Consider the following 20758-nt stretch of genomic DNA (forward strand, 5'->3'; position numbering starts at 1 on the left):
GCAGCTTCACGACCTCACCCCGTTTTAGATTTTGATATTCATGATCTTGATGATCCATAACAGGCAGCCTGCAAGCCCGAGCAGAGCGAACGTGGAAATGATCATTCCCATGCCGCTGAACATCGGCTTCATATAATCCCCCGACGTCAGATTCATGAACACCAGCATGAGGATCGGGGCAGCGAGCAGTGCCTTGGATTCGAATTTCTTCTGGGCGACAAGTACAGCAATTTCCTGCTGGATGTCCAGCTTCTCGCCAATAATGGAAGAAGTCCGACGGATGACCTCAACCAGATCCCCTCCGGTTCTTTTGCATGTCGTGAACACATCCGCAAAATTCGTAATGTCCTCCATGCATGCCCGGCGGCTGAAATCATGCAGCGCCTCCTCGATGGGCTCCCCGTATTCCATTCTCGCACTGATAATGGAAAGCTCTGTTATCAGGTCATTCTCCGCGTCTGGATCCAGCATGCGCAAATCCTGAATCGCCTCGCGAAATCCATTTTCAACGGAGCGCCCGGCCGAAAGAGAAGAGGATATCGAATACAGCGCCTGCTTAAAATGCAGGTTCAGTGCCGTACGCCTGCGCTGCAGCATATGACTTCTCCAGAAGCGCGGCACAAGCAGGCCACCAAAGGAAAGCACCAGTGCAATGATCCATTGATGATAAAAAAGATAGCCGATCCCCATAAACATCGCCGCTCCGGCTGCAACGCACAGCATCCTCTGCAAACCGCTCAGATCGTACGTGCTGTAATCGGGGAGCGGTCTTTTTCCGGTTGACTTAACCCTTCCGGCTGGACGCTTCACCGGTGTATCGTTCCTGACCTGCGCCTTTCCGCCTTGAACATCGGACTCTCTCCGTCCCATCGTCGCTGGTCCTGACTTCATACCGCCGTCTCCTTCACGGTCATCGGGGGCTCATATGCAATACCAGCCATCCGCAGCTTGTCCCGATTCTGCAAAAGCTCGCGCGGTTCCAGCTTCCCGACCACCCTGCCGTCCAGCTCCCCCGTTTCCCGAAATTGATACAAAGGGTGTAAAACCACTTCCCCCTTCTCCATGCCTATCACCTCGCTAATCTCCACCACCCTTCGCGATTTGTCCCGCAATCTCGTTAAATGAACAAAAATATCGATTGCGGAGCTGATCTGCTGGCGAACGACGGCGATCGGCAGCTCCGCTCCGCTCAATACCATCGTCTCCAATCGGCTGATCATGTCGCGCGTGCTGTTCGCATGCCCCGTGGACAAGCTTCCGTCATGGCCGGTATTCATCGCCTGCAGCATATCCAGCGCCTCGCTTCCGCGCACTTCGCCGACAACGATCCGGTTGGGACGCATCCGCAGGGAAGAGCGGATCAGATCCCGGATCGCAATTTCGCCCCTGCCCTCGGTGTTGGCATTCCTCGTTTCCATCGCGACCAGGTTCGGTACCGTCACGATCTGCAGCTCCGCCGAATCCTCGATGGTAATGACCCGCTCGTCCGATGGAATGAACTGCGATAGAGCGTTCAAGAAGGTCGTTTTGCCAGACCCCGTTCCACCGCTGATAAAAATGTTGTATTTCCCTGCCACCAGCTTTTGCAGGAATACAGAGGCATCCTCGCCCAGCGCCCCCCTCTGCACCAGATCCTCCATGGTCATCGGCTTCTCCGGAAACTTGCGGATCGTCATCGTCGGTCCCTTCAGCGCAATGGGAGGCAGAACGATATTAACGCGGGACCCGTCCTTTAACCGGGCATCCACGATTGGAGAGGACTCATTGACGACCCGGTTCACGCCGGATACGATCGTCTGAATAATATCCTCCAGCCGGGTCTGGGATTCGAATTCCAGCGGCAGCTTCGTAACCGCTCCATGCTGCTCGATAAAAATATCGCGGTGGCTGTTGACCATAATCTCCGTGATGGCCGGATCGTCCACAAGCGGCTGCAAAATATCAAGTCCCCGGAACGAGTCATAAATGCGCCGGACCAGCTTCCTCTTAGCGGTCGCGGTCAGCTCGAGCACTTCTCTGCGGCCGAGAACGGAGCGTTCGATATATTTCATCAGCTCGCTGTTATCCAGCGCGGAGGTAATATCCAATCCCGCCCTGACTTCTCCTCGAAACCGCCTGAACAGCTCATCATCCATAAGCCTTCACTCCTGCCTCCAGGTTATCGCCGAGCAATTCCCGGCAAAGCTTCAGTATATCGCGCTGGTAAATAGGCGAGCTGAGCAGCAGATCCGCGTGAGAGTTCTGCTTCCATGAAGGGATATAAGGCAGCACTCCGTCGATTCCGCGAACCGAATCGGGCAGCGGATTCGCCAGCTCACCCGTATAACGATTGACGATATAGCGGCTTTTCGACGCCCAAGATGCGTATTCGTGATCTCCGCTTCGCTGCAGGTACGACAACTGCTGCCCGCTCTTGAACATATGGACCAAGTCGTCCAGCATCATCCAGATCAGATGCCTGCACCCTTCCATCACTGCCTCCGTCCGTTCGTTCATTCCGGAATCGGTGTCTACAATCACCACATCGTATCCCCCACTGCCTGCGATCAGATGAAGCAGCTTGATCACGTCCGGCTTGCGAAGCTGGACAATTTCATTCCGGTTCTCCACCGGCTCAAACCAGTCGCATTTCAGCGCCGGATGGGCAGACACGTAAAGCTCCACAGCTAACGTCTCCGTGCTTTTCGTATCCGCGGCGGCCTTCATGTCGTAGAGAAGCCTCGGCAAGCCTTGAGCATCCTCGGCCTTTCGGTTCGGTCTCGCAAAGACGGCGCTGCTGTTCAGCAACTCCAGATTGAGATAAAACACGGAAAGCCCCATTCCCCCGAGCTGCTTGGCCATATTGACCGCTGCAATCGTTTTTCCGCTTCCTCCAACCCCGGAAACAAAGCCTATGGTGACGGCTCCCGTCCCTTCGTATGCGTGCGCAGGCGTACGTATAACGCCATTATGGCAGGCTTGCAGCATGGCATCGATCAGGGAAGGCAGCGGCTGGTATTTCGCGATTTCATCCTTTCCAACATCCCTGGTCCCAAGCCGCCTCCAAGCGCATGCTCCTTCCTTCGCTCCCCCAAGCCAGGGCTCCAGCAGCTCGGCATCCCCCACGACCAGATCCAGCCGTTCTTCTCCGTTCATATATTCCAGAAAAGAATCCGTCCTTGTAAAACCGATGATCCGCAGCGAGCTGCCGCGATCACTCACATGCACATAATGATGAAGCGCCTCCAGATACTGCGGTTCTTTCACAGCAAGAACTACCTTATATGCTACCGTCAGGCCCACTCCCTCCTTTTCACAGCATAAAAAAACACCGTCTCGCAGCCGCGCTTAGCGGCTGAAGAAACGGTGCTTCCGTTATCAGCTTGATAAATGGAACTAAACATACCTTAGTTCCTTTTTATGGGATTGATCTCAATTAGGAATTTATCATATCCTCGGATGAAAAACAATACAAAAAGTGTAAAATATCTACATTTTAAATCCAAGGTCTCAAGACGGCCATCGGAAGCCCTTTACAAAAACCGCTTTCGCAGTTCCGGCGTCGGAAGCAAGCACTGTTCGTCTTTACCGAACCAACGGTATCGGTTACGGGCGACATATCTATACATCGTGTCCCGCAGCGGCCGCGGTAAGATAACAAAGATATACAGGAGCGGCCAGGGCATTCTCATTTGGCGGAAAATTCGCAGTACCGCGGCCGAACGAACATAGTATTGTCCATCCTCGATAAGGACCACCGTGTCCACCTCATCCGGGGGCAGGCCGCCCTTTTTCAGCAGCTCGGCGCCAATATCGGATTGCAGCGAAGCGAACCGGAATTTGGCATGCGGGTCCCGTTCGATAATAAAGCGCGTAAGTCCCTGGCATAAATGGCATACTCCGTCTATAAGTACGATCCTCTCGATGCTCCCCGTCTCCGGCCCGTGTTGATCCTTCATCCTTAGGCACCTCCTGGACTTAAGTATCGTACGCAACCCTTAATATATCAAGCTATATAGGGATTAACCCGCATCCCTGCCAAAAAATCAAGACAAAAAGAAAAAAGCCCGGGTAGCTTCCCGCGCCTGTATCTTTGGTTCGGCAGATTACTTGGCAGCAGCCAGCGCCTTGTCGATCCATTGGTTTTCTTCGATTTGCTGAGTCAGCTCGCCTTTGTAACTCTCGATGCATTTGCAGATGAAATCTTTGCGGCACACAGGACAAGGCGTTTTTTGCAATCGGCTGATGTTTGTCATTTTCCATTCCGGAAAACGGCTATAGAACACGCGGCACACGGTTCCGTCAGCCAGATTGAGAATAAATTCATACAATCCGCTTTGCTCGTTGCTGCTGGCTTCCTTCATGTTCGCAATCACTGGTCTGTAAGACATATCATCACCCGTTTATATAAATTTCTTGCCTTGAACACTAATCAAGTATCAAGTACCTAGACATATTAAAGAATTTTAAACTTCATGTCAATAAAAGGTTACGTCAAATCGCCTGCCGCTATGCAGTTTATGTCCAATTATGGCCAAAAAACCGGCCGGAGGCTACGCCAACCGGTACCGGTTTTTCAAACATAACTTTCGGCCGCTTACGCACCCGTTATACAACATTCAGCTCCACGTCGATATTGCCGCGCGTCGCTTTGGAATAGGGGCAGAATTCATGCGCCTTCTTGGCAAGATCCTCCGCTTGGGAGCGCTCGATTCCCGGCATTTTGATGTCCATGCGGACAGCCAGGCGGAATCCTCCATCGCTCTCGTCCTTGCCAATCATTACATTCGAATGAATCTCCACGTCCTGGAGCTTCACGCCTTCTTTACGGGCCACATTGGCAAGCGCGCTTTCATAGCAGGCACCGTAGCCTGCCGCGAAAAGCTGCTCGGGGTTGGTGCCGCTGCCGCCGGAGCCTCCCAGCTCTTTGGGCATGCTGAGATCATGCTTCAGGACTCCGTCGGATGATGCGATCGAACCTTCACGTCCGCCACGAACTGTCGCTGTAGCTGTGTATAGTGCTTCCATCTTCACCGTCTCCTTTTTCCTGAAAATAACCTACTCCTTTCATTAAAGCAGTACGCCCCATTTGAAACCTGAGCGGCTTTTCATTCATATAAATTGTATAACCGCATAAAAGTTTCCCTAGACAAACATATTTGAGTGAGTACAATGAATAGTAACCTGTTTAATATATAAGAATAATCGCAATCAAGGGTGTGATATAGATGAAAGATACCGGAATGGTCGACTCCAAGAAATCGAAAACGTGGACCAAGCCAGAGGAACGGTCCTCGCTGTCAGAACTTAACCACTCCATGAGGGTTCCCCTTAAGGGGTCTACCTTTCGCAAATTTCTAGCTTTTGTGGGCCCCGGCTACCTTGTCGCTGTCGGCTACATGGACCCGGGCAACTGGGCGACGGATATTGCGGGCGGCTCCCAATTTGGATATTCGCTGCTGGCCGTCATCCTGCTGTCCAACCTGATGGCCGTGCTGCTTCAGTCGCTGGCCAGCAAGCTCGGCATCGTCACAGGCCATGATCTCGCCCAAGCCTGCCGCAGCCAATACAGCAGACCGGTTACCATCGGCCTCTGGCTCCTATGCGAGCTCGCAATAGCCGCCTGCGACCTGGCGGAGGTGATCGGATCGGCCATCGCGCTCAAGCTCCTTTTCGGCATACCGCTGCTCTACGGCGTGCTGATTACCGCAGTGGACGTCCTGCTGATCCTGCTTCTGCAGCATAAGGGATTCCGGGCGATCGAAACACTGGTCATCGTGCTTGTGCTGACCATTGGCGCGTGTTTCGGCGTCGATCTGTGGCTGGCGAAGCCGGATGCAGCCAGCGTCTTTGCCGGATTCATTCCGACCGCCGACCTGATCACCGACCATCAAAAATTGTACATCGCCATCGCGATACTGGGCGCGACGGTCATGCCGCATAATCTGTATTTGCATTCTTCTATCGTACAGACCCGGCAGTACGAAAATACGGACCAAGGCAAACGGCAGGCCATTCGCTTCTCCGCCTGGGATTCCACAATTGCCCTGACAGTGGCGCTGTTCATTAACGCGGCGATCCTGATCGTCTCTGCAGCGACATTCCACAAAGCGGGGATGACGGAGGTCGCCGACATCAGCGATGCATATCACCTGCTGACCCCGCTGGTGGGAACGACGCTCGCAAGCATTTTATTTGCCGTTGCCCTGCTTGCTTCCGGCCAAAACTCGACGCTGACAGGTACCCTGGCAGGCCAGATCGTCATGGAGGGGTTTCTCGATATCAAGCTCCCCCAATGGCTCCGCCGGCTGATCACGAGACTGATTGCCATCATTCCCGCCGTCATCGTGACGATCATCTCCGGCGAGAAGGGAACGGAGGAGCTGCTGATTCTCAGCCAGGTCATTCTGTCGCTCCAGCTTCCGTTCGCGGTCATTCCGCTCGTCAAATTTACCGGAGACAAGAAGATCATGGGCAAATTCGTCAACAGAACGTGGGTGAAAATCCTCGCCTGGAGCGTTTCCGCCATTATCGTCGTGCTGAATCTCTTTCTTATTTATCAGACCTTTATGGGCTGATCCTTAGGATCATATGCAAAAGTCCGCATGGATCGTCGGAAGACGCCATGCGGACTTTTTTAATATGATGCGCTTAATAACTGTGCTATTTGCTTCCCAGCTCCTGCAGAGCCAGGTTCAGCTTGAGCACGTTGACCCGCTCCTCGCCGAATACGCCAAGCTCCCTGCCTTCCGTGTGTTTCTCCACCAGCTGCTTTAGCTGCTCCTCCGGAATGCCACGCAGCCCGCTGATCCGCGGAATCTGAACCGACGCGGAAGCCGGCGTAATATGCGGATCCAGGCCGGAACCGGAATTGGTGATCAGGTCGATCGGCACTTCACTGACAGGAACCTTAGGATTCTCCTTCTCCCACTGCGTGATCGAGTCCTTCACCCGCTGCAGCAGCTCCGGATTGGACGGGGCATAGTTTTTGGAACCCGAGCCGGCGCCGTCGTTGTCGATGCTGGAGATCCGCCCTTGGAAAAAGGATGGATCCGCAAAGGTTTGACCGATCAGCTCCGAGCCGACCGTACGGCCCTCGCCGTCCTTGACCATGCTGCCATTCGCCTGGTGCGGGAAAATCAGCTGCGCCAGCCCGGTGCTGGCCAGCGGATAGGCGATGCCGCAAATCACGATGAACAATAAGCTGGAGCGCAGTGCCATGAGCCAAATGGAGCCATGCGACACTTCTTCGAATTTCGCCGTTGTCTTCATTGTATATCATCCTTTTTCATAAGCTTGTGATGGGAACTTGCCCATTCTCTCTATAAGTTAACGCCTTAAATCCACAGATGTACGACAAGGTCAATCAGCTTGATGCCCGCGAACGGCGCGATCACACCGCCGAGCCCGAAGAGCATCAGGTTCCGGCTTAAGAGGCGCGCCGAGCTCATCGGCTTATATTTGACGCCTTTCATGGCCAGCGGGATGAGCAGCGGAATAATGACCGCATTGAAGATCAAGGCGCTCAGGATGGCCGACAGCGGCGATCCGAGATGCATGATGTTCAGCGCATCCATTTGCGGGATGGCTACCATGAACATCGCCGGGATGATGGCGAAATATTTGGCCACGTCATTCGCGATGCTGAAGGTGGTCAGCGCTCCGCGCGTCATCAGCAGCTGTTTGCCGATCGCCACGACTTCAATGATTTTGGACGGATCGGAGTCCAGGTCGACCATGTTCGCCGCTTCCTTGGCGGCTACCGTGCCGCTGTTCATCGCGATCCCGACATCCGCCTGGGCCAGGGCCGGCGCGTCGTTCGTGCCGTCCCCGGTCATGGCGACGAGCTTGCCTTCCGCCTGCTCGCGCCGGATGACGGCGATTTTGTCCTCCGGCTTGCTCTCGGCAATATACTCATCCACGCCGGCCTCCCGGGCGATCGTGGCAGCGGTCAGCGGGTTATCCCCGGTACACATGATCGTCTTGATCCCCATCTGCCGCAGCTGCTCGAAGCGTTCCTTCATCCCCGGCTTCACGGTATCCTTCAGATGGATCAGCCCGTAAATTCGGCTGTCCACGACGACGGCCAGCGGCGTGCCGCCTTCGGATGCGATGGCGTCGGACTTCGCCGACAGGTCGGACGGAATGCTGCCTCCTTGCGACTGAACCCACTGCCGGACCGCATCGACCGCGCCTTTGCGGACATGGCGCCCATCCTGCAGATCGATGCCGCTCATCCGCGTCTCCGCCCTGAATTCGATAAATTCGCCGCCTGCGGCAAGCGTTTCATCATAATGCATCGTTTGCTTTTTCATCAGCTCCAGCACGGAGCGTCCCTCCGGCGTTTCATCCTTAAGCGAGCTTATCGCGGCCCAATAAGCCGTTTCGGCCAAGGATGCGTTCCCGGTAGGAATGAATTGGCTTGCCATCCGGTTACCATAGGTGATGGTGCCGGTTTTATCCAGAATCATCGTATTGATGTCGCCGGAGGCTTCCACTGCTTTACCGGACATCGCCAGCACATTGAACTGGGTTACGCGGTCCATCCCGGCAATCCCGATGGCGGAGAGCAGTCCGCCGATGGTCGTCGGGATCAGGCAGACCAGCAGTGAAATCAATACCGGGATGTCCAGTGATACGCCCAGATGCTTGGCAATCGGCGCCAGCGTCACGACGACGATCAAGAAAATGAGCGTCAGCGTCGTCAGCAGCGTGTTCAGCGCAATTTCGTTCGGCGTTTTTTGGCGCGACGCGCCTTCGACGAGCGAAATCATCCGGTCGATGAACGACTCACCGGGGTCGCTCGTAATGACGACCTTGATCTGGTCGCTGACCACCCGGGTGCCGCCGGTCACGGAGCTGAAATCGCCGCCCGCTTCCTTAATTACCGGTGCCGACTCGCCGGTGATGGCCGATTCGTCGACGGAAGCGAGACCTTCGATGACTTCGCCGTCTCCCGGAATCATTTCACCTTGCGATACGACGACCATATCGCCTTTGCGCAGCTCGGTCGAATTGACGACCTTGATTTCGGAACCGACTATTTTGTTTGCCGTCGTTTCCTTTTTGCTCTTCTTCAGGGAATCGGCCTGCGCCTTGCCCCGCCCTTCGGCGAGCGCCTCCGCGAAATTCGCGAACAGGACCGTAAAGAGCAGGATCAGAAACACGGTCAGGTTAAAACCAAGACGCCCGCTTGTATTGAAATAGGCCGGAAACAGGACCATTAACAGCACGACCAGGGTGCCCACTTCCACCACAAACATGACCGGATTTTTCATCATGACAACCGGGTTCAGTTTGATAAAGCTATCTTTCATGGCATGCTTGATGATGCTGCCTGTCAGCATGCTCTTGCGTTGTCCGCTCATGACTCTCTCCACCTCATTTATTCTAGGAATTGAAGCCATTCCTTAATTTCAGCATTGTTGGGCAATCCGCTATCGCAGTGTCAGATATTCCGCTATCGGACCTAACACCAGCACCGGCAGGAAGGTCAATGCCCCGATCAGGAGCACGGTACCGACCAGAATGCCTGCGAACAGCTTCGTATCCGTATGGAAGGTGCCGATCGATTCAGGTACTGTTCTTTTCCGGGACAAGGAGCCTGCCACGGCCAGAAGAGCAATAATCGAGACATACCGTCCGAGCAGCATGACAAGCCCTGTACTGACGTTCCAGAACACCGTATTATCGCCCAATCCTTCGAAGCCGGAGCCGTTGTTCGCCGCGGAAGACGTATACTCGTACAAGGATTGGCTCAGCCCGTGATACAGCGGATTGGACAAGCCGTCCGTTCCCAGATGGGTCATGAACGAAATGGCCGTCGGTGCCAATATGATGAGCGGATGCGCAAGGATCGCGATGGCGATCAGCTTCATTTCCCGGCTCTCGATTTTGCGGCCCAGAAACTCCGGTGTCCGTCCGACCATGAGGCCGCATATAAAGACGCCCAGAATCGCATACATCATCATGTTGACGAAACCAACGCCCTTGCCGCCGAACACGACGTTCAGCATCATTTCGGCCAGCGGGGCCAGCCCGCCAAGCGGCGTCAGCGTATCATGCATGTTGTTGACCGAACCGGTCGTCGCCGCGGTGGTCACCGCCGTAAAGAGCGAGGACTGCGCTACGCCAAACCGGACCTCCTTGCCCTCCATGCTGCCTTGCGCGCTGTTGATGCCCAGCTCGTTAATCAGCGGGTTGCCGCTCTTTTCCGAGAAATAGGCCAGGCACAGGAACGCAATGAACAGCGTCATCATGGCCGTAAAGATGATCCAGCCCTGCTTGCGGTTCTTCGCAAAGCGCCCAAAGGTATAAGGCAGCGCCGCCGAAATCGTCCACATGCTCAAAATTTCGATCACGTTCGTCAGCGGACGCGGATTCTCAAAGGGATGCGCCGAGTTCGCTCCGAAGAATCCGCCGCCGTTCGTTCCCAAATGCTTAATGGACTCCAGCGAGGCCACCGGCCCCATGGAAATATGCTGCACGGCTCCGCCGAGCGTATTGACCGTTACAGTAGGATCCAGCGTTTGCGGGACCTGCAGCGCCACCAGCACCAAAGTCACGATCAGGGCAAGCGGCAGAAAGAGACGGGTATGCGCTTTGACGAAGTCTTCGAAAAAGTTCCCCAGGCCGCCCCCTCTGCGGGTAATCCCGCGCATAAAAGCAATCGCAATGACAAGGCCCGATGCTGCGGACGTAAACATCATCATCGTAATGACAATCATCTGTCCAAAATAAGACATGCCGCTCTCGCCGCTGTAATGCTGAAGATTCGTGTTCGTCATGAAGCTGATGACGGTATTAAAGGAAAGGCTTGCTTCCATATTCCCCGTTTGATTCGGGTTGACCGGCAGCCCTCCCATCAGTCTTAGAACGATATAGCTGACCGCCACGAGCACGATGTTGGTCGCAATCATGCTGAGCGCATACTTTTTCCAATTCATGCCTGAGCGGTTTTTCAGGCCGATGATACTGTAGAACAGCTTCTCCACGGGCCCGAAAATCTTGTCCGTACGGTTCGCCTCGTTGGAGAACACATGATATATATAGCTGCCTACCGGCTTGACCAGCAGAAGCAGTACAGCAATAACAATACAAATCTGCAGGATATCCAAAATTGCTTCCTCCTCATAAAAAGCGGTTATTCATGCTTTAAAACCGTTCCGGATGGATCAGGGCATAGACCAAATAGACAAATACGAGCAGCGCCAGGACCATAACCACGATCATTTGTCTTCCCCTCCCCCATCCACGACATGGCCGCACCACATCAGGAACAGCAGAAAGACGCCGAATACTCCTGCGAGTGTCAATATCATCAGAAAGTCCATCATGCTACAATTCTCCCCTTTTACATTCCCGATTGAGCTATTATTTCAGCAAGAACCCGACCTCGCCGTTCAAGGTATGGATGATGTGATTCGCTCCGAGCCCCCGATAAATTCCCGGCGAATTGTCCGCACGTGTAATGACGTAGATGGGACGTGACGTCCAGGGTCTGCAGATTTGCAGGTACCGGCAGGTCAGATTGAGGCTGTTCTCAAAAATAAAAATCCGGCCGACCCGCTGCCCGGGAACGACCCACTCATCCGTATGGTTCGTATGAATCCGAATGATGTGCGTCGCCCCAAGCTTCCTCAGATCGCGTTCTTCCTTCAAACTATTGGTGAGCACGGCAAAAGGCCGTTTAAGATAGATCAAAAGCTTAATAAATTTGCGGCCGGCCTCATTTGGCGCGGTTACGATGATGAGTTCCTCATCCACGACTTTGCGTTCCTCCTTCTGGCAGCTTCATCCGAGCCTGCAAATAAAAACGGCCGCAGGGAAAGAGGACCTTTCCCGCGGCCGATCAATTCATGACGAAAGAAAGCCATGAAAATATGCTCACGACAAATGCTGCCTCTCCCTATACGCTTACGAGGTTAGCTGACGGATTAGGGCGTGAGAGTCGCCCTTCCCTCATTGTCCCTTCTTGGGACAGAGGAATTCACCCCGGCTTCGTATGCCCGTAAAGCCATACGATGCGTTGGTTCCCCCGCTTCCGGCCCGGCCGGAATTAAGCGTTAAAGACATTCACATGTAATTTGGTTTGCTGCTTCCAAAGCTATTTTTGGCAATAAAAAACCACAGAGGTCAATTGATCCCCTGTGGTCGACGGATATCGATCACAAGTTTCATCATTCCTCTCTCAAACAACGCTTACGAGGTTAGCTGACGGATTCGAGCGGTGAGAGTCGCTCTACCCGTGTTTCGGATCCATGGCATCCGATTGTCACGGGATTCACCCCTGCGGCATCACCTGCTTCCGACTCTCACACCGGATAACTGGGATACGCGCGATTGGTTCCCCCGATTTCCGCCCTTTCGCGGGCAGAAACTCAGCGATTCAAAAATGGAAACGTCTTGAATTACGATTTGAATCATACACCCGCTTGCAAATCATGTAAAGGTACCGCGAAAACCCTTAGCGTTTAAAATGTAATCATTTTCGCTAAGGTTATCGCTTACAAAAGTTTATATCTCCTCCAAACTCACGGATACTCCCTATTTCACCGGTTCTTGCAAAAGCTGCTTTAGCCTTCGTTCCTCCATTCAGCCCATAAGCATCGTTTTTTTATAAACCGGCGTGAGAGGATGCAAATGCGAGATAACCGAAGATAAACAACCATCCTGAGGGCAGGTCCGGCAGGAATGCTCCGAAACCGGGTGCCATATCCGCAAACCTGCGGCCTCTTCTGTTTTACAAACCCTACGGCATCCTATATCATAAATGCCAGTTTATCTAAAACCATCAGATGCTGAATTCCCGCTCAGGGAAACGGGGGAACCAAACGGCCTTAAAGGGATGGCCGCGGGGTGAATCGCGAAGGAACGGAATACCGTCTTTAGCGTAGGGCTGCTCCAGCCCGAATCCGACAGCTAACCTCGTAAGCTATAAAGGAGAGAAATCGATGCTTCAAGCAGACTCTGCCGTGGACATATCGGAGCGGATCCGGTTCCAGGCCATTGAGTTGTTCATTGTTCATTTGCCTTCGGATAAATCCGAGCCCTTTCGCCCTTTCGGCGACCACTACAGGGTGTTGATGGGAATTCATGCCGGCGGCGGCTGCGGCTGGGGCGAGATTTACCTGCACGAGGGCCAGCGTCCGGCGGATTGGGTGGTATGGGCTTCCTGGTATGAAAGGTTTATGCATCGAAGCTTTGACTGCAAAGCTTCCTTGGAGAAGGATATCCTATATGCCGTTGATCCGTCCCATTTGACTAGGGTCCAGCTGCTGTGCGATGCTCTTCAAACGCTTCACTCCAGCCGGGAGAATGCCTCGGAACTCACGAATCAAGGTACAAACGGGGGTCTGTTTCGCATGGCGGAAGCGTATGTTTCTTTATTCTGACGTCAGGTTAGAATTGTAATGATCTGATTCATTGTGTAAAATTAAGTTGTATATAATATAAGATATAAACTGATGGTATGTAAGCACGTTAAACCAACGTAGTCAACGAAAGGAGACATGAACATGTCGGTGTACGACTATCAGGCCCGCACGCTCCAGGGCAAGGAAATTCCGATGTCCGATTATAAGGACCAGGTGCTGTTAATCGTGAATACGGCGAGCAAATGCGGATTAACGCCCCAATACCGGGGACTGCAGGAGCTGTACGAGAAGTTTCATGATCAGCATTTCGAGGTTCTCGGATTCCCGAGCAACCAGTTTGCGCATCAGGAGCCGGGTGACAATGAAGACATTGCGGAATTTTGCCAGATGAATTACGGCGTAAGCTTTCCCATGTTTGAGAAAACGAATGTCAATGGAGACGACGCACATCCGCTCTTCAAGCATCTTACCGAAAAGGCACCGGGCATGCTGGGCTCCAAAGCAATCAAGTGGAACTTCACCAAATTCCTGGTCGACAAGCAGGGTCGCGTGGTCAAGCGCTACGCACCGCAAACGACGCCGGACAAAATCGAGGAAGATATCAAAAAGCTGCTGGGAGATGCCAAGGCCTGACATCAAGCCGTTTAAAAGGGGAGGCCCCCTCTTATCCTTCTTCTGTATATCGCTGTCCGAACGGCAATCAAGAAATAAAACACACGCGAAAAAAGGTCCTTGCCGGAGCAAGGACCTTTCTCATTGGACTTCCTATAAATGCGGTAGAGAGGACTCGAACCTCCACGAGCGTACGCCCACTACCCCCTCAAGATAGCGTGTCTGCCATTCCACCACTACCGCACACACTGAACATTTTCAGCAACTTTTTTAGTATATACCAATAATTCAGAAAAGTAAATAGAAATATGAATACAATAAATCCGGTTTCCCATGGTTATCCCGGCGGAACTCCTCTGCTCCCTTCGGACCATCCAGATTCCGCCGCGGGTGTGCATCAGTAAATCATTCAAGACTTCTGTTTCCGAAAACGCGTAAAATCGATATATTCCCTTATAAATTCCTTTTCCTTGTCGGACAAGAGAAGTTTGGCCTGTTCGCACTCATCCCAAGCATATGTACCCTGTTGTTCTTTAAGATGAAAGGATTCCTGCTCTCTCCCCAGGATAAGCCAGTCCAAGCTGACGCCAAAAAAGGAGGAGATTTCAACGAGCTTGTTCGTGCTTGGCGTTGATTTTCCTCTTTTCCAATCCCCCAGATTGCCTGTGCTGATCCCCAGTTCCTTGCAGAATAACGTTTTGGTCATTCCCCGCATTTTAATTAACGATTCAATTCGATCGTAAATGGATTGCATATAAGACCGCCCTTCAAATCGTCATCCCACGACGCAAATAAGTAATCTGTTTCTTGCCATATTACGTAAAAACGTATATAATCTGCAATATGCTATAGTAATTATAACATATTGATAATAGTATCATTAATACTCACATTTTTACCATTATACCCCTCGCGAAATCTGGTTCATCCCACTCTCCCCATCGCTGGACGAGTACGCCATTCATGCATAGAAGCACTTCCAATTTGATAAAAGGGAGCGACTTTATTTGTCTCATTCAGACATCACTTCTCTTGAACTCTTACAAGCGTTTACCGAAGCGATCGCGGTTGTCGATCCTAAAGGCTACATCCTTTCCGTCAATCATATCTGGATCCGGAATTCGCTTGAAAGCGGCGTATCCGAATCGTTCAACTGGATCGGAGTCAATTTCCTGCAAATATTCGATGCCCTCACGGAAGCTGACGGGCATTGTCCTCATGGTTTGGACCCCGTTCTGAAGGGTACCGTTCCTTATTTCCGCAAAGAATACCAATCTGCTTTCCGCCGGAGCCTGAAATGGTTCTTATTCGAAGCATCGACGATCTATCACCTGGACAATCGAACCGTCAAAGGCATGCTCGTCCACCATACCGATATTACCCAGAGCAAAGTGTTTGAGCATGAACTCATGGAAGCTCTGACCCAAATCCGGACATTGCGTGGTCTCCTCCCGATCTGTGCGGTATGCAAAAGAATCCGCGACGAGCATGATATCTGGAATTCGGTCGAAAGCTTTCTCCAAAAGCACACCCACGCCGAGTTCACCCATGATATATGTCCGGACTGCATCCGCCGTCTATATCCGAAGTATTCTTCCGTACTCGATGAGCCTTCCTGCAACTGACTGACGTCCTTCTCCTGAATTGTTTCTAAAATTGGCCATCCTGACATCATCCGCTTTCATTCCTTCCAATTGGAAAAAATGATTGACGATTTTCGTTTATATAAATATAATTGTTACGACAACTATTCTGAAGGAGTGTTCCTCTCTGAGCAGATTCGCATCAACCCATCAATCCATCGGATTTCGTTTCGGCAACATGGCGCGCAAAATGTCTTCACTATTTGCCGGCAAGCTCAAGCCTTACGGCATTACGCCCGAGCAATGGACCGTTCTTTACCAGGTACATCTCCAGGAAGGCATCAACCAGAAAGAGCTTGCACTCCGCTCCGGGAAAGATCAGCCTTCGATCACCCGCATTCTGGACGTGCTCGACAAAAAAGGCTTCATTCAGCGCAAACCTGATCCCGGAGACCGCAGAGCCTACTTAATTTACGCTACGCCTTCCGTACAGCAGCTAATGGACCAAACCGTGCCGCTGGAGCTCAGTCTTAACGATGAGCTGGTCGCCGGCATCACGGACGAACAGCTTGCGGCGCTGGATCACATTATGAAACAGATCAATCACAATATCGACCGAATTTTTGTAGATTAGAGGTTAACAACAACATGATAGACATCAAAGAAAAATTATGGACCCGCGAATTCGTGATGCTCACGGTCTGCAACCTGCTTCTGTTCCTGAATCTGCAGATGGTCCTCTCGCCGCTTCCCGGCTATGTTAAGGAGCATTTCCACGCAGGCCCCTTCACGGTAAGCATGTTCACGACCGTATTTGCACTGTCCGCCATCATCTCCCGGCTTTTTTCCGCCAAGGCGCTGGAGAAGGGCAAGCGTAACACGATTCTGTTCCTCGGTCTCATCATCGCGTTTCTCGCTACCTTGGGTTATTTGTGGAGCGGAACGCTGGCAGTACTTTTGCTTATGAGAATTCTATTTGGCGTCGGTTTTGGCATGGGCAGCACAACACTGCCGACCATGGCGTCCGGCGTCATCCCGGTTCGCCGACTGGGCGAGGGCATGGGTTACTTCGGCCTGTCCACCAGTATTGCTTTATCGCTCGGCCCCGTGATCGGGAGCATGCTGCTGGATAAGCAGGGCTTCCCTTCGCTCGTATATGCGACGCTCATCGTGATCGCCCTGATATTCCCGCTGGTATATCCGCTCGCCAAGAAAGTGAAGCCTCTCCATGCAGAGCCGCTTCCTGAAGAATTTACGGCAGTACCACGCAAAAAGGGATTTCCGAAAGCACTGCTGCTTCCAAGCCTGCTGAACTTGCTCATGTCCGTCACCTATGGCGGTCTGCTAAGCTTCATCAATCTGTTCGGCAAGGAAGTCAGCCTTCCCAACGCCTCGCTTTTCTTCTTATTTAATGCGATTGCGGTAATTCTCATCCGGCCGATATCAGGGAAAATTTATGATAAAAGGGGCCATAAAGCCCTGCTCATTCCTGCAGCCGTCTTCCTGATTGGCGGTCTTTGGCTGCTGTCCTACTCGACCTCGACCGGTTTTCTCGCGCTTGCAGCGCTGTGCTACGGCCTCGGTTTCGGTACGGCCCAGCCGACCCTGCAATCGTGGATGATTCAATTGGTGCCGCCCCAGCAGCAAGGGATGGCGAACAGCATGTATTTTAACTCGCTGGATTTAGGGATCGCGATCGGCGCGCTTATTCTCGGTCAAATTGCTTCCTTCAGCAGTTACGGATCCATGTATCGTTACGCCTCGCTCTTCCTTGGTATATTTATCGTCGTTTATGCTCTTTATCTGCTGACGCGCTCCAAGGAAGCCCGCTCGATTCGAAAAGCTTCATCAGACATGTAATCTAGGACTTCATTCCCTTCCGCATGATGCGGGAGGGTTTTTTGATATCCTACCATACTACCAACCAGCCATTAAAAATTATGGTGATTCTTGGTACTGTTATCCCATATAATATTCACAGAGGATCTGCCTGCAGACAAATCTTCAAATCTATCGGGGGAGCCGTGAAGGCATGAATAACAGCATTTCGAAAAAGAATTGGCTGCTGATCTGGATTCTCGGAATGAGCGGACAAATATGCTGGAACATTGAGAATTCCTGGTTCAACACGTTCGTGTACGACAAGATCGCAAAGGATCCCGCGATCATTTCCTGGATGGTTGCTGTAAGCGCTATCATCTCAACGCTGGCGACTTTCGTCATCGGCACATGGAGCGACCGCGCTGGCAAGCGCAAACCGTTCATTGCGGTCGGTTACATTTTATGGGGCCTGTTTACGATCGGATTCGGCGCTACCGAATTTTTACCTCACAATCCCTTCCTGTCCGCCATTGTCATTGTCGTTGCTGCAGACGCGATCATGAGCTTCTTTGGTTCAACAGGCTACGACGCGGCCTTCAATCCATGGACTACGGATATATCGAACGAGCATAACCGCGGCAAGCTGGGCGGAGCCTTTGCGGCCATGCCGGTGCTTGCGACCATTTTCGGCGCCATCGTATCCGGCATCATTGTGGATAAATTCGACTTTTTCCCCTTCTTTGTCATCATGGGCGGCTTCGTCACCCTCATGGGGATTTATTCTATATTTTCACTGAAGGATGCCCCTCATCTCAAGGCGGTCAAGCATCCCAAAGGATACTTCCACCAGTTCACCAGCGTGTTCAAGCTGAAGACGGTCCTAGCGAACCAGGAGCTGTTCTGGGTATTCGTGATCAATGCGGTATTCTTCATAGGCTTTAATGTTTATTTTCCTTACATCACCATCTACTTTAACAACTACCTTCATATGTCCTATATGACCGCTGGACTGCTCCAGGGCATCGGACTCGTGTCGGCCATCTGCCTCACGATTCCCGCAGCGAGGCTCATCGATTCCGGCAAGCCGGTCCGCGTCGTCTGCATGGCGATCGTCTCCAACGTCGCAGGGCTCATCGTTATTTTCGCCTCCACCCATATCGCGCTCCTATTGCTGGGTATTTTCGGGGCGGGCGTCGGCTACGTGTTAATTTTGCAAACGCTTACGGCATGGTTCAAGAACCTGTATCCGGAAGATCAGCGCGGGCAATTCGAAGGCATCAAGCAAATCTTTGGCGTCTGCATCCCTATGGTTGTCGGACCGCTGATTTCCTACTATATCATTCAATATCAAGGCATCCGGATGGAAATCGACGGCGTCATGGGCACCGTCCCGACGAATATCCTATTCCTGTTCGCTGCCCTGATCACGCTGTTTACCTTTCTTCCGCTGATCCCGGCGAACAAGCTGCATCGCAAACGCGTGCATCTTTCCCTTACGCAACCACTACATAAGGAGGATTTAAATCTATGACCAATCATCGGATTACAACCTTTTCGGATTTGCTACATCCGGACGGAACCTTGATGCAGAGAGGCTATTCTACCAAAGCCGTCATGCATTACAATCGGAGTTCCATCAAAGCCGCTCCATGGCGGATCAAGGAATGGGATTTTTACCAAATATCGAATGACGATTACTGCCTTCAACTGACGGTTGGGCATGTCTCATATGCGGGCAACGTGTCTGCCATGCTGATCGATTTCAATAACGAGAAAACCTACACCGTTACGGATATGCTGGTGCTTCCCTTCAACCGTCTGAAAATGCCGGATTCCGCCGAGCACGGCGACCTTTCCGTTCATCGTAAAAACATCGACATGCAGTTCGAGGTGTATAAAGGCGGCCGGCGCCTGCGCTGCAAAACCCGGGACCCCAAAGTACAGCATAATATGGAGATCGATATTGTGCTCGAACAGCCCGACGCGGAATCGCTCGTCATCGCCACGCCTTTTGATGATCATCCGCGTTATTTTTACTATAATCACAAAATCAACTGCATGCCTGCCAGCGGAACGGTCAAAATGGGGGATACGACAATCACCTTCGAACCGGATAGCGCATTCGGGCTCATCGATTGGGGACGCGGCGTGTGGCCGTTCAGCCATGAATGGTTCTGGGGCAACGGCAGCACCTGGCTGGACGGCAAGCGCTTCGGATTCAACATCGGGTTCGGATTCGGAAATACCAAGGCTGCCACCGAGAATATTCTTTTTTACAACGGCACCTCCCACAAGCTGAACCATGTCTATGTCGATCTTGCTGATGGAGGCTACATGTCTCCAAAGAAATTCACGAGCGATGATGGGCGGTTCGAAATGGATTTCGAGCCGGTGTTCGACCGTTACACCGAAACAAAAATGCTGTTCGTGGACAACAGCTGTCATCAGATTTTCGGCCGTTTTTCGGGTAAGGCCATTCTCGATGACGGCACGGTGCTTGAAGTGAAGGACATGATGGCCTTTATGGAACATGCGGTGAATAACTGGTAGGACTTTTAAAAGCATGAAAGACCCTTCTGCTCACGCAGAAGGGTCTTTGAAATGGAATGTATGCTAACGGCTTGCCCCCTACCAGGGCCACTCCCGGCCAAGCCAGTCCCTCATGACCAAACGGTCCTCTTCCGATACCGCCTCTCTCTCGTAACGATTCCGGATAAAATACGTGACGGCAAGACGCGCCGCTTCGTCCGCATCCAGCTCTCCCTCGGTGCTCAACTGGCCAGACATGTAAGACCTCACCCACCCGGGATGATACAAACGAAACGTGTACCCTCTTGGTCGCAGCTCATGAAACAAGCTCTGAACGCCCCGATTCAACGCTGTCTTGGACATGCAGTAGCCGTACCAGTTGTCCCGGTAGCTTCTCGCCAAGCTGCCTGCCTCTGACGACACAAAGCACAGCCGCTTTCGTGAGCTGCCCTCCATCAGCGGCTGAAGCACCCGTACCATGCGCATCGGCCCTGCCGCATTCACGTTGAATATGCGCAGCACTTCATCATCATCCTGAGACTCATGGATGCTTCTGTACGAACGGGTCGAAATTCCTGCATTATTAATCAGCATATCCACCGTCCAAGACCGCTCCGACAGAATCCGTCCAGCCTCTTCCACGCTCTGATCGCTGGAAACATCCAGCGGAACAAGAATAAGACGTTCCGGCGCCTGCAGCTTCAACCGCTGCAGCTCAGGCCAGTCCGTCATGTAGCTCCCGGCACACACCTGCCAGCCCAACTGCAGCAACCTCTTGGTCATTCCAAGCCCCAGTCCCCGGTCTGCACCTGTGACCACTGCTGTCTGAATCATCTTCCTCATCCCCTCTCCGAGCCG

General features: G+C 52.5%; 21 protein-coding genes, 1 tRNA gene and 3 riboswitches. Of the genes, 8 read left to right on the top strand and 14 right to left on the bottom strand.

What is annotated here, in order from left to right; genetic code table 11:
• Positions 1-24: 24 nt before the first annotated feature.
• The 6 genes from ACTHPM_RS14570 to ACTHPM_RS14595 all read right to left on the bottom strand — a co-directional run bounded on the left by ACTHPM_RS14570 (position 25) and on the right by ACTHPM_RS14595 (position 5007).
• On the bottom strand, positions 25-891 hold the full coding sequence (locus tag ACTHPM_RS14570; protein WP_440395642.1) for a type II secretion system F family protein: 867 nt from the start codon (positions 889-891) through the stop codon (positions 25-27).
• Positions 888-2135, bottom strand: a complete 1248-nt coding sequence (locus ACTHPM_RS14575) for a CpaF family protein (RefSeq protein ID WP_440395641.1) — start codon at positions 2133-2135, stop codon at positions 888-890. Before ACTHPM_RS14575 ends, ACTHPM_RS14570 begins: the two co-directional genes overlap by 4 nt.
• Positions 2128-3246 (bottom strand): hypothetical protein, encoded by a 1119-nt coding sequence (locus tag ACTHPM_RS14580; RefSeq protein WP_440395640.1) that lies wholly within the window; start codon positions 3244-3246, stop codon positions 2128-2130. The genes ACTHPM_RS14575 and ACTHPM_RS14580 overlap by 8 nt, the downstream gene beginning before the upstream one ends.
• A gap of 266 nt (positions 3247-3512) precedes the next feature.
• Positions 3513-3938, bottom strand: a complete 426-nt coding sequence (locus tag ACTHPM_RS14585) for a thiol-disulfide oxidoreductase DCC family protein (RefSeq protein ID WP_440395639.1) — start codon at positions 3936-3938, stop codon at positions 3513-3515.
• Between the two features lie 147 nt (positions 3939-4085).
• Complete coding sequence (locus tag ACTHPM_RS14590; RefSeq protein WP_440395638.1) at positions 4086-4370, bottom strand: hypothetical protein; 285 nt, start codon at positions 4368-4370, stop codon at positions 4086-4088.
• Between the two features lie 217 nt (positions 4371-4587).
• Positions 4588-5007, bottom strand: a complete 420-nt coding sequence (locus ACTHPM_RS14595) for an organic hydroperoxide resistance protein (protein WP_440395637.1) — start codon at positions 5005-5007, stop codon at positions 4588-4590.
• A gap of 200 nt (positions 5008-5207) precedes the next feature.
• Between ACTHPM_RS14595 and ACTHPM_RS14600 the strand changes: the two genes are divergently transcribed.
• Positions 5208-6557: an Nramp family divalent metal transporter gene (locus ACTHPM_RS14600; RefSeq protein WP_440395636.1), complete on the top strand. Its 1350-nt coding sequence runs from the start codon at positions 5208-5210 to the stop codon at positions 6555-6557.
• 85 nt (positions 6558-6642) lie between these two features.
• On the opposite strand, the gene kdpC is transcribed toward ACTHPM_RS14600, so the two are convergent.
• The 5 genes from kdpC to ACTHPM_RS14625 form a co-directional block, all read right to left on the bottom strand.
• On the bottom strand, positions 6643-7251 hold the full coding sequence (gene kdpC, locus ACTHPM_RS14605) for a potassium-transporting ATPase subunit KdpC (protein WP_440395635.1): 609 nt from the start codon (positions 7249-7251) through the stop codon (positions 6643-6645).
• A gap of 65 nt (positions 7252-7316) precedes the next feature.
• A complete protein-coding gene (gene kdpB, locus ACTHPM_RS14610) occupies positions 7317-9347 on the bottom strand; it encodes a potassium-transporting ATPase subunit KdpB (protein ID WP_440395634.1) in 2031 nt (676 codons plus the stop codon).
• Positions 9348-9416: 69 nt separating this feature from the next.
• Positions 9417-11096, bottom strand: a complete 1680-nt coding sequence (gene kdpA, locus ACTHPM_RS14615; protein WP_440395633.1) for a potassium-transporting ATPase subunit KdpA — start codon at positions 11094-11096, stop codon at positions 9417-9419.
• 37 nt (positions 11097-11133) lie between these two features.
• Positions 11134-11211, bottom strand: a complete 78-nt coding sequence (gene kdpF / locus ACTHPM_RS14620; protein WP_440421600.1) for a K(+)-transporting ATPase subunit F — start codon at positions 11209-11211, stop codon at positions 11134-11136.
• 141 nt (positions 11212-11352) lie between these two features.
• The gene (locus tag ACTHPM_RS14625; RefSeq protein ID WP_440395632.1) at positions 11353-11745 is read right to left on the bottom strand and encodes a hypothetical protein; all 393 of its coding nucleotides are present in this window, start codon (positions 11743-11745) and stop codon (positions 11353-11355) included.
• A gap of 131 nt (positions 11746-11876) precedes the next feature.
• Positions 11877-12054, bottom strand: a riboswitch (cyclic di-AMP (ydaO/yuaA leader).
• A gap of 107 nt (positions 12055-12161) precedes the next feature.
• A riboswitch (cyclic di-AMP (ydaO/yuaA leader) is annotated at positions 12162-12375 on the bottom strand.
• A 392-nt stretch (positions 12376-12767) separates the two neighbouring features.
• Positions 12768-12930, top strand: a riboswitch (cyclic di-AMP (ydaO/yuaA leader).
• A 2-nt stretch (positions 12931-12932) separates the two neighbouring features.
• Here ACTHPM_RS14625 and ACTHPM_RS14630 point away from each other — a divergent pair.
• Together ACTHPM_RS14630 and ACTHPM_RS14635 are read left to right on the top strand one after the other, a co-directional pair.
• A complete protein-coding gene (locus ACTHPM_RS14630; protein WP_440395631.1) occupies positions 12933-13373 on the top strand; it encodes a hypothetical protein in 441 nt (146 codons plus the stop codon).
• Between the two features lie 123 nt (positions 13374-13496).
• A complete protein-coding gene (locus ACTHPM_RS14635; protein WP_440395630.1) occupies positions 13497-13988 on the top strand; it encodes a glutathione peroxidase in 492 nt (163 codons plus the stop codon).
• A 139-nt stretch (positions 13989-14127) separates the two neighbouring features.
• Here the strand turns inward: ACTHPM_RS14635 and ACTHPM_RS14640 are convergent.
• Both ACTHPM_RS14640 and ACTHPM_RS14645 read right to left on the bottom strand, forming a co-directional pair.
• A tRNA-Leu gene (locus ACTHPM_RS14640) sits at positions 14128-14210 on the bottom strand.
• A gap of 166 nt (positions 14211-14376) precedes the next feature.
• On the bottom strand, positions 14377-14721 hold the full coding sequence (locus ACTHPM_RS14645) for a helix-turn-helix domain-containing protein (RefSeq protein WP_440395629.1): 345 nt from the start codon (positions 14719-14721) through the stop codon (positions 14377-14379).
• 253 nt (positions 14722-14974) lie between these two features.
• Between ACTHPM_RS14645 and ACTHPM_RS14650 the strand changes: the two genes are divergently transcribed.
• The 5 genes from ACTHPM_RS14650 to ACTHPM_RS14670 all read left to right on the top strand — a co-directional run bounded on the left by ACTHPM_RS14650 (position 14975) and on the right by ACTHPM_RS14670 (position 19921).
• A complete protein-coding gene (locus tag ACTHPM_RS14650) occupies positions 14975-15592 on the top strand; it encodes a PAS domain-containing protein (RefSeq protein WP_440395628.1) in 618 nt (205 codons plus the stop codon).
• A 196-nt stretch (positions 15593-15788) separates the two neighbouring features.
• A complete protein-coding gene (locus ACTHPM_RS14655; protein ID WP_440395627.1) occupies positions 15789-16184 on the top strand; it encodes a MarR family winged helix-turn-helix transcriptional regulator in 396 nt (131 codons plus the stop codon).
• A gap of 14 nt (positions 16185-16198) precedes the next feature.
• Positions 16199-17410 (top strand): MFS transporter, encoded by a 1212-nt coding sequence (locus ACTHPM_RS14660; protein WP_440395626.1) that lies wholly within the window; start codon positions 16199-16201, stop codon positions 17408-17410.
• 172 nt (positions 17411-17582) lie between these two features.
• Entirely contained in the window at positions 17583-18902 is a 1320-nt protein-coding gene (locus tag ACTHPM_RS14665) for an MFS transporter (RefSeq protein WP_440395625.1), read from the top strand.
• Positions 18899-19921 carry a DUF2804 domain-containing protein gene (locus ACTHPM_RS14670; RefSeq protein WP_440395624.1) on the top strand — a complete coding sequence of 341 codons (1023 nt, stop codon included), beginning with the start codon at positions 18899-18901 and terminating at the stop codon, positions 19919-19921. Before ACTHPM_RS14665 ends, ACTHPM_RS14670 begins: the two co-directional genes overlap by 4 nt.
• A gap of 78 nt (positions 19922-19999) precedes the next feature.
• On the opposite strand, the gene ACTHPM_RS14675 is transcribed toward ACTHPM_RS14670, so the two are convergent.
• On the bottom strand, positions 20000-20734 hold the full coding sequence (locus tag ACTHPM_RS14675; RefSeq protein ID WP_440395623.1) for an SDR family NAD(P)-dependent oxidoreductase: 735 nt from the start codon (positions 20732-20734) through the stop codon (positions 20000-20002).
• Positions 20735-20758 lie beyond the last annotated feature (24 nt).

Source organism: Paenibacillus sp. SAFN-054, from assembly GCF_051966755.1.
GTDB lineage: Bacteria > Bacillota > Bacilli > Paenibacillales > Paenibacillaceae > Paenibacillus_AQ.

Bases quoted from the DNA above. Each gene is read 5' to 3' on its own strand.
- ACTHPM_RS14570 (WP_440395642.1), bottom strand. From the start codon at position 891: ATGAAGTCAGGACCAGCGACGATGGGACGGAGAGAGTCCGATGTTCAA.
- ACTHPM_RS14575 (WP_440395641.1), bottom strand. From the start codon at position 2,135: ATGGATGATGAGCTGTTCAGGCGGTTTCGAGGAGAAGTCAGGGCGGGA.
- ACTHPM_RS14585 (WP_440395639.1), bottom strand. From the start codon at position 3,938: ATGAAGGATCAACACGGGCCGGAGACGGGGAGCATCGAGAGGATCGTA.
- ACTHPM_RS14590 (WP_440395638.1), bottom strand. From the start codon at position 4,370: ATGTCTTACAGACCAGTGATTGCGAACATGAAGGAAGCCAGCAGCAAC.
- ACTHPM_RS14595 (WP_440395637.1), bottom strand. From the start codon at position 5,007: ATGGAAGCACTATACACAGCTACAGCGACAGTTCGTGGCGGACGTGAA.
- ACTHPM_RS14600 (WP_440395636.1), top strand. From the start codon at position 5,208: ATGAAAGATACCGGAATGGTCGACTCCAAGAAATCGAAAACGTGGACC.
- kdpC (WP_440395635.1), bottom strand. From the start codon at position 7,251: ATGAAGACAACGGCGAAATTCGAAGAAGTGTCGCATGGCTCCATTTGG.
- kdpB (WP_440395634.1), bottom strand. From the start codon at position 9,347: ATGAGCGGACAACGCAAGAGCATGCTGACAGGCAGCATCATCAAGCAT.
- kdpF (WP_440421600.1), bottom strand. From the start codon at position 11,211: ATGATCGTGGTTATGGTCCTGGCGCTGCTCGTATTTGTCTATTTGGTC.
- ACTHPM_RS14630 (WP_440395631.1), top strand. From the start codon at position 12,933: ATGCTTCAAGCAGACTCTGCCGTGGACATATCGGAGCGGATCCGGTTC.
- ACTHPM_RS14635 (WP_440395630.1), top strand. From the start codon at position 13,497: ATGTCGGTGTACGACTATCAGGCCCGCACGCTCCAGGGCAAGGAAATT.
- ACTHPM_RS14645 (WP_440395629.1), bottom strand. From the start codon at position 14,721: ATGCAATCCATTTACGATCGAATTGAATCGTTAATTAAAATGCGGGGA.
- ACTHPM_RS14655 (WP_440395627.1), top strand. From the start codon at position 15,789: ATGGCGCGCAAAATGTCTTCACTATTTGCCGGCAAGCTCAAGCCTTAC.
- ACTHPM_RS14660 (WP_440395626.1), top strand. From the start codon at position 16,199: ATGATAGACATCAAAGAAAAATTATGGACCCGCGAATTCGTGATGCTC.
- ACTHPM_RS14665 (WP_440395625.1), top strand. From the start codon at position 17,583: ATGAATAACAGCATTTCGAAAAAGAATTGGCTGCTGATCTGGATTCTC.
- ACTHPM_RS14670 (WP_440395624.1), top strand. From the start codon at position 18,899: ATGACCAATCATCGGATTACAACCTTTTCGGATTTGCTACATCCGGAC.
- ACTHPM_RS14675 (WP_440395623.1), bottom strand. From the start codon at position 20,734: ATGATTCAGACAGCAGTGGTCACAGGTGCAGACCGGGGACTGGGGCTT.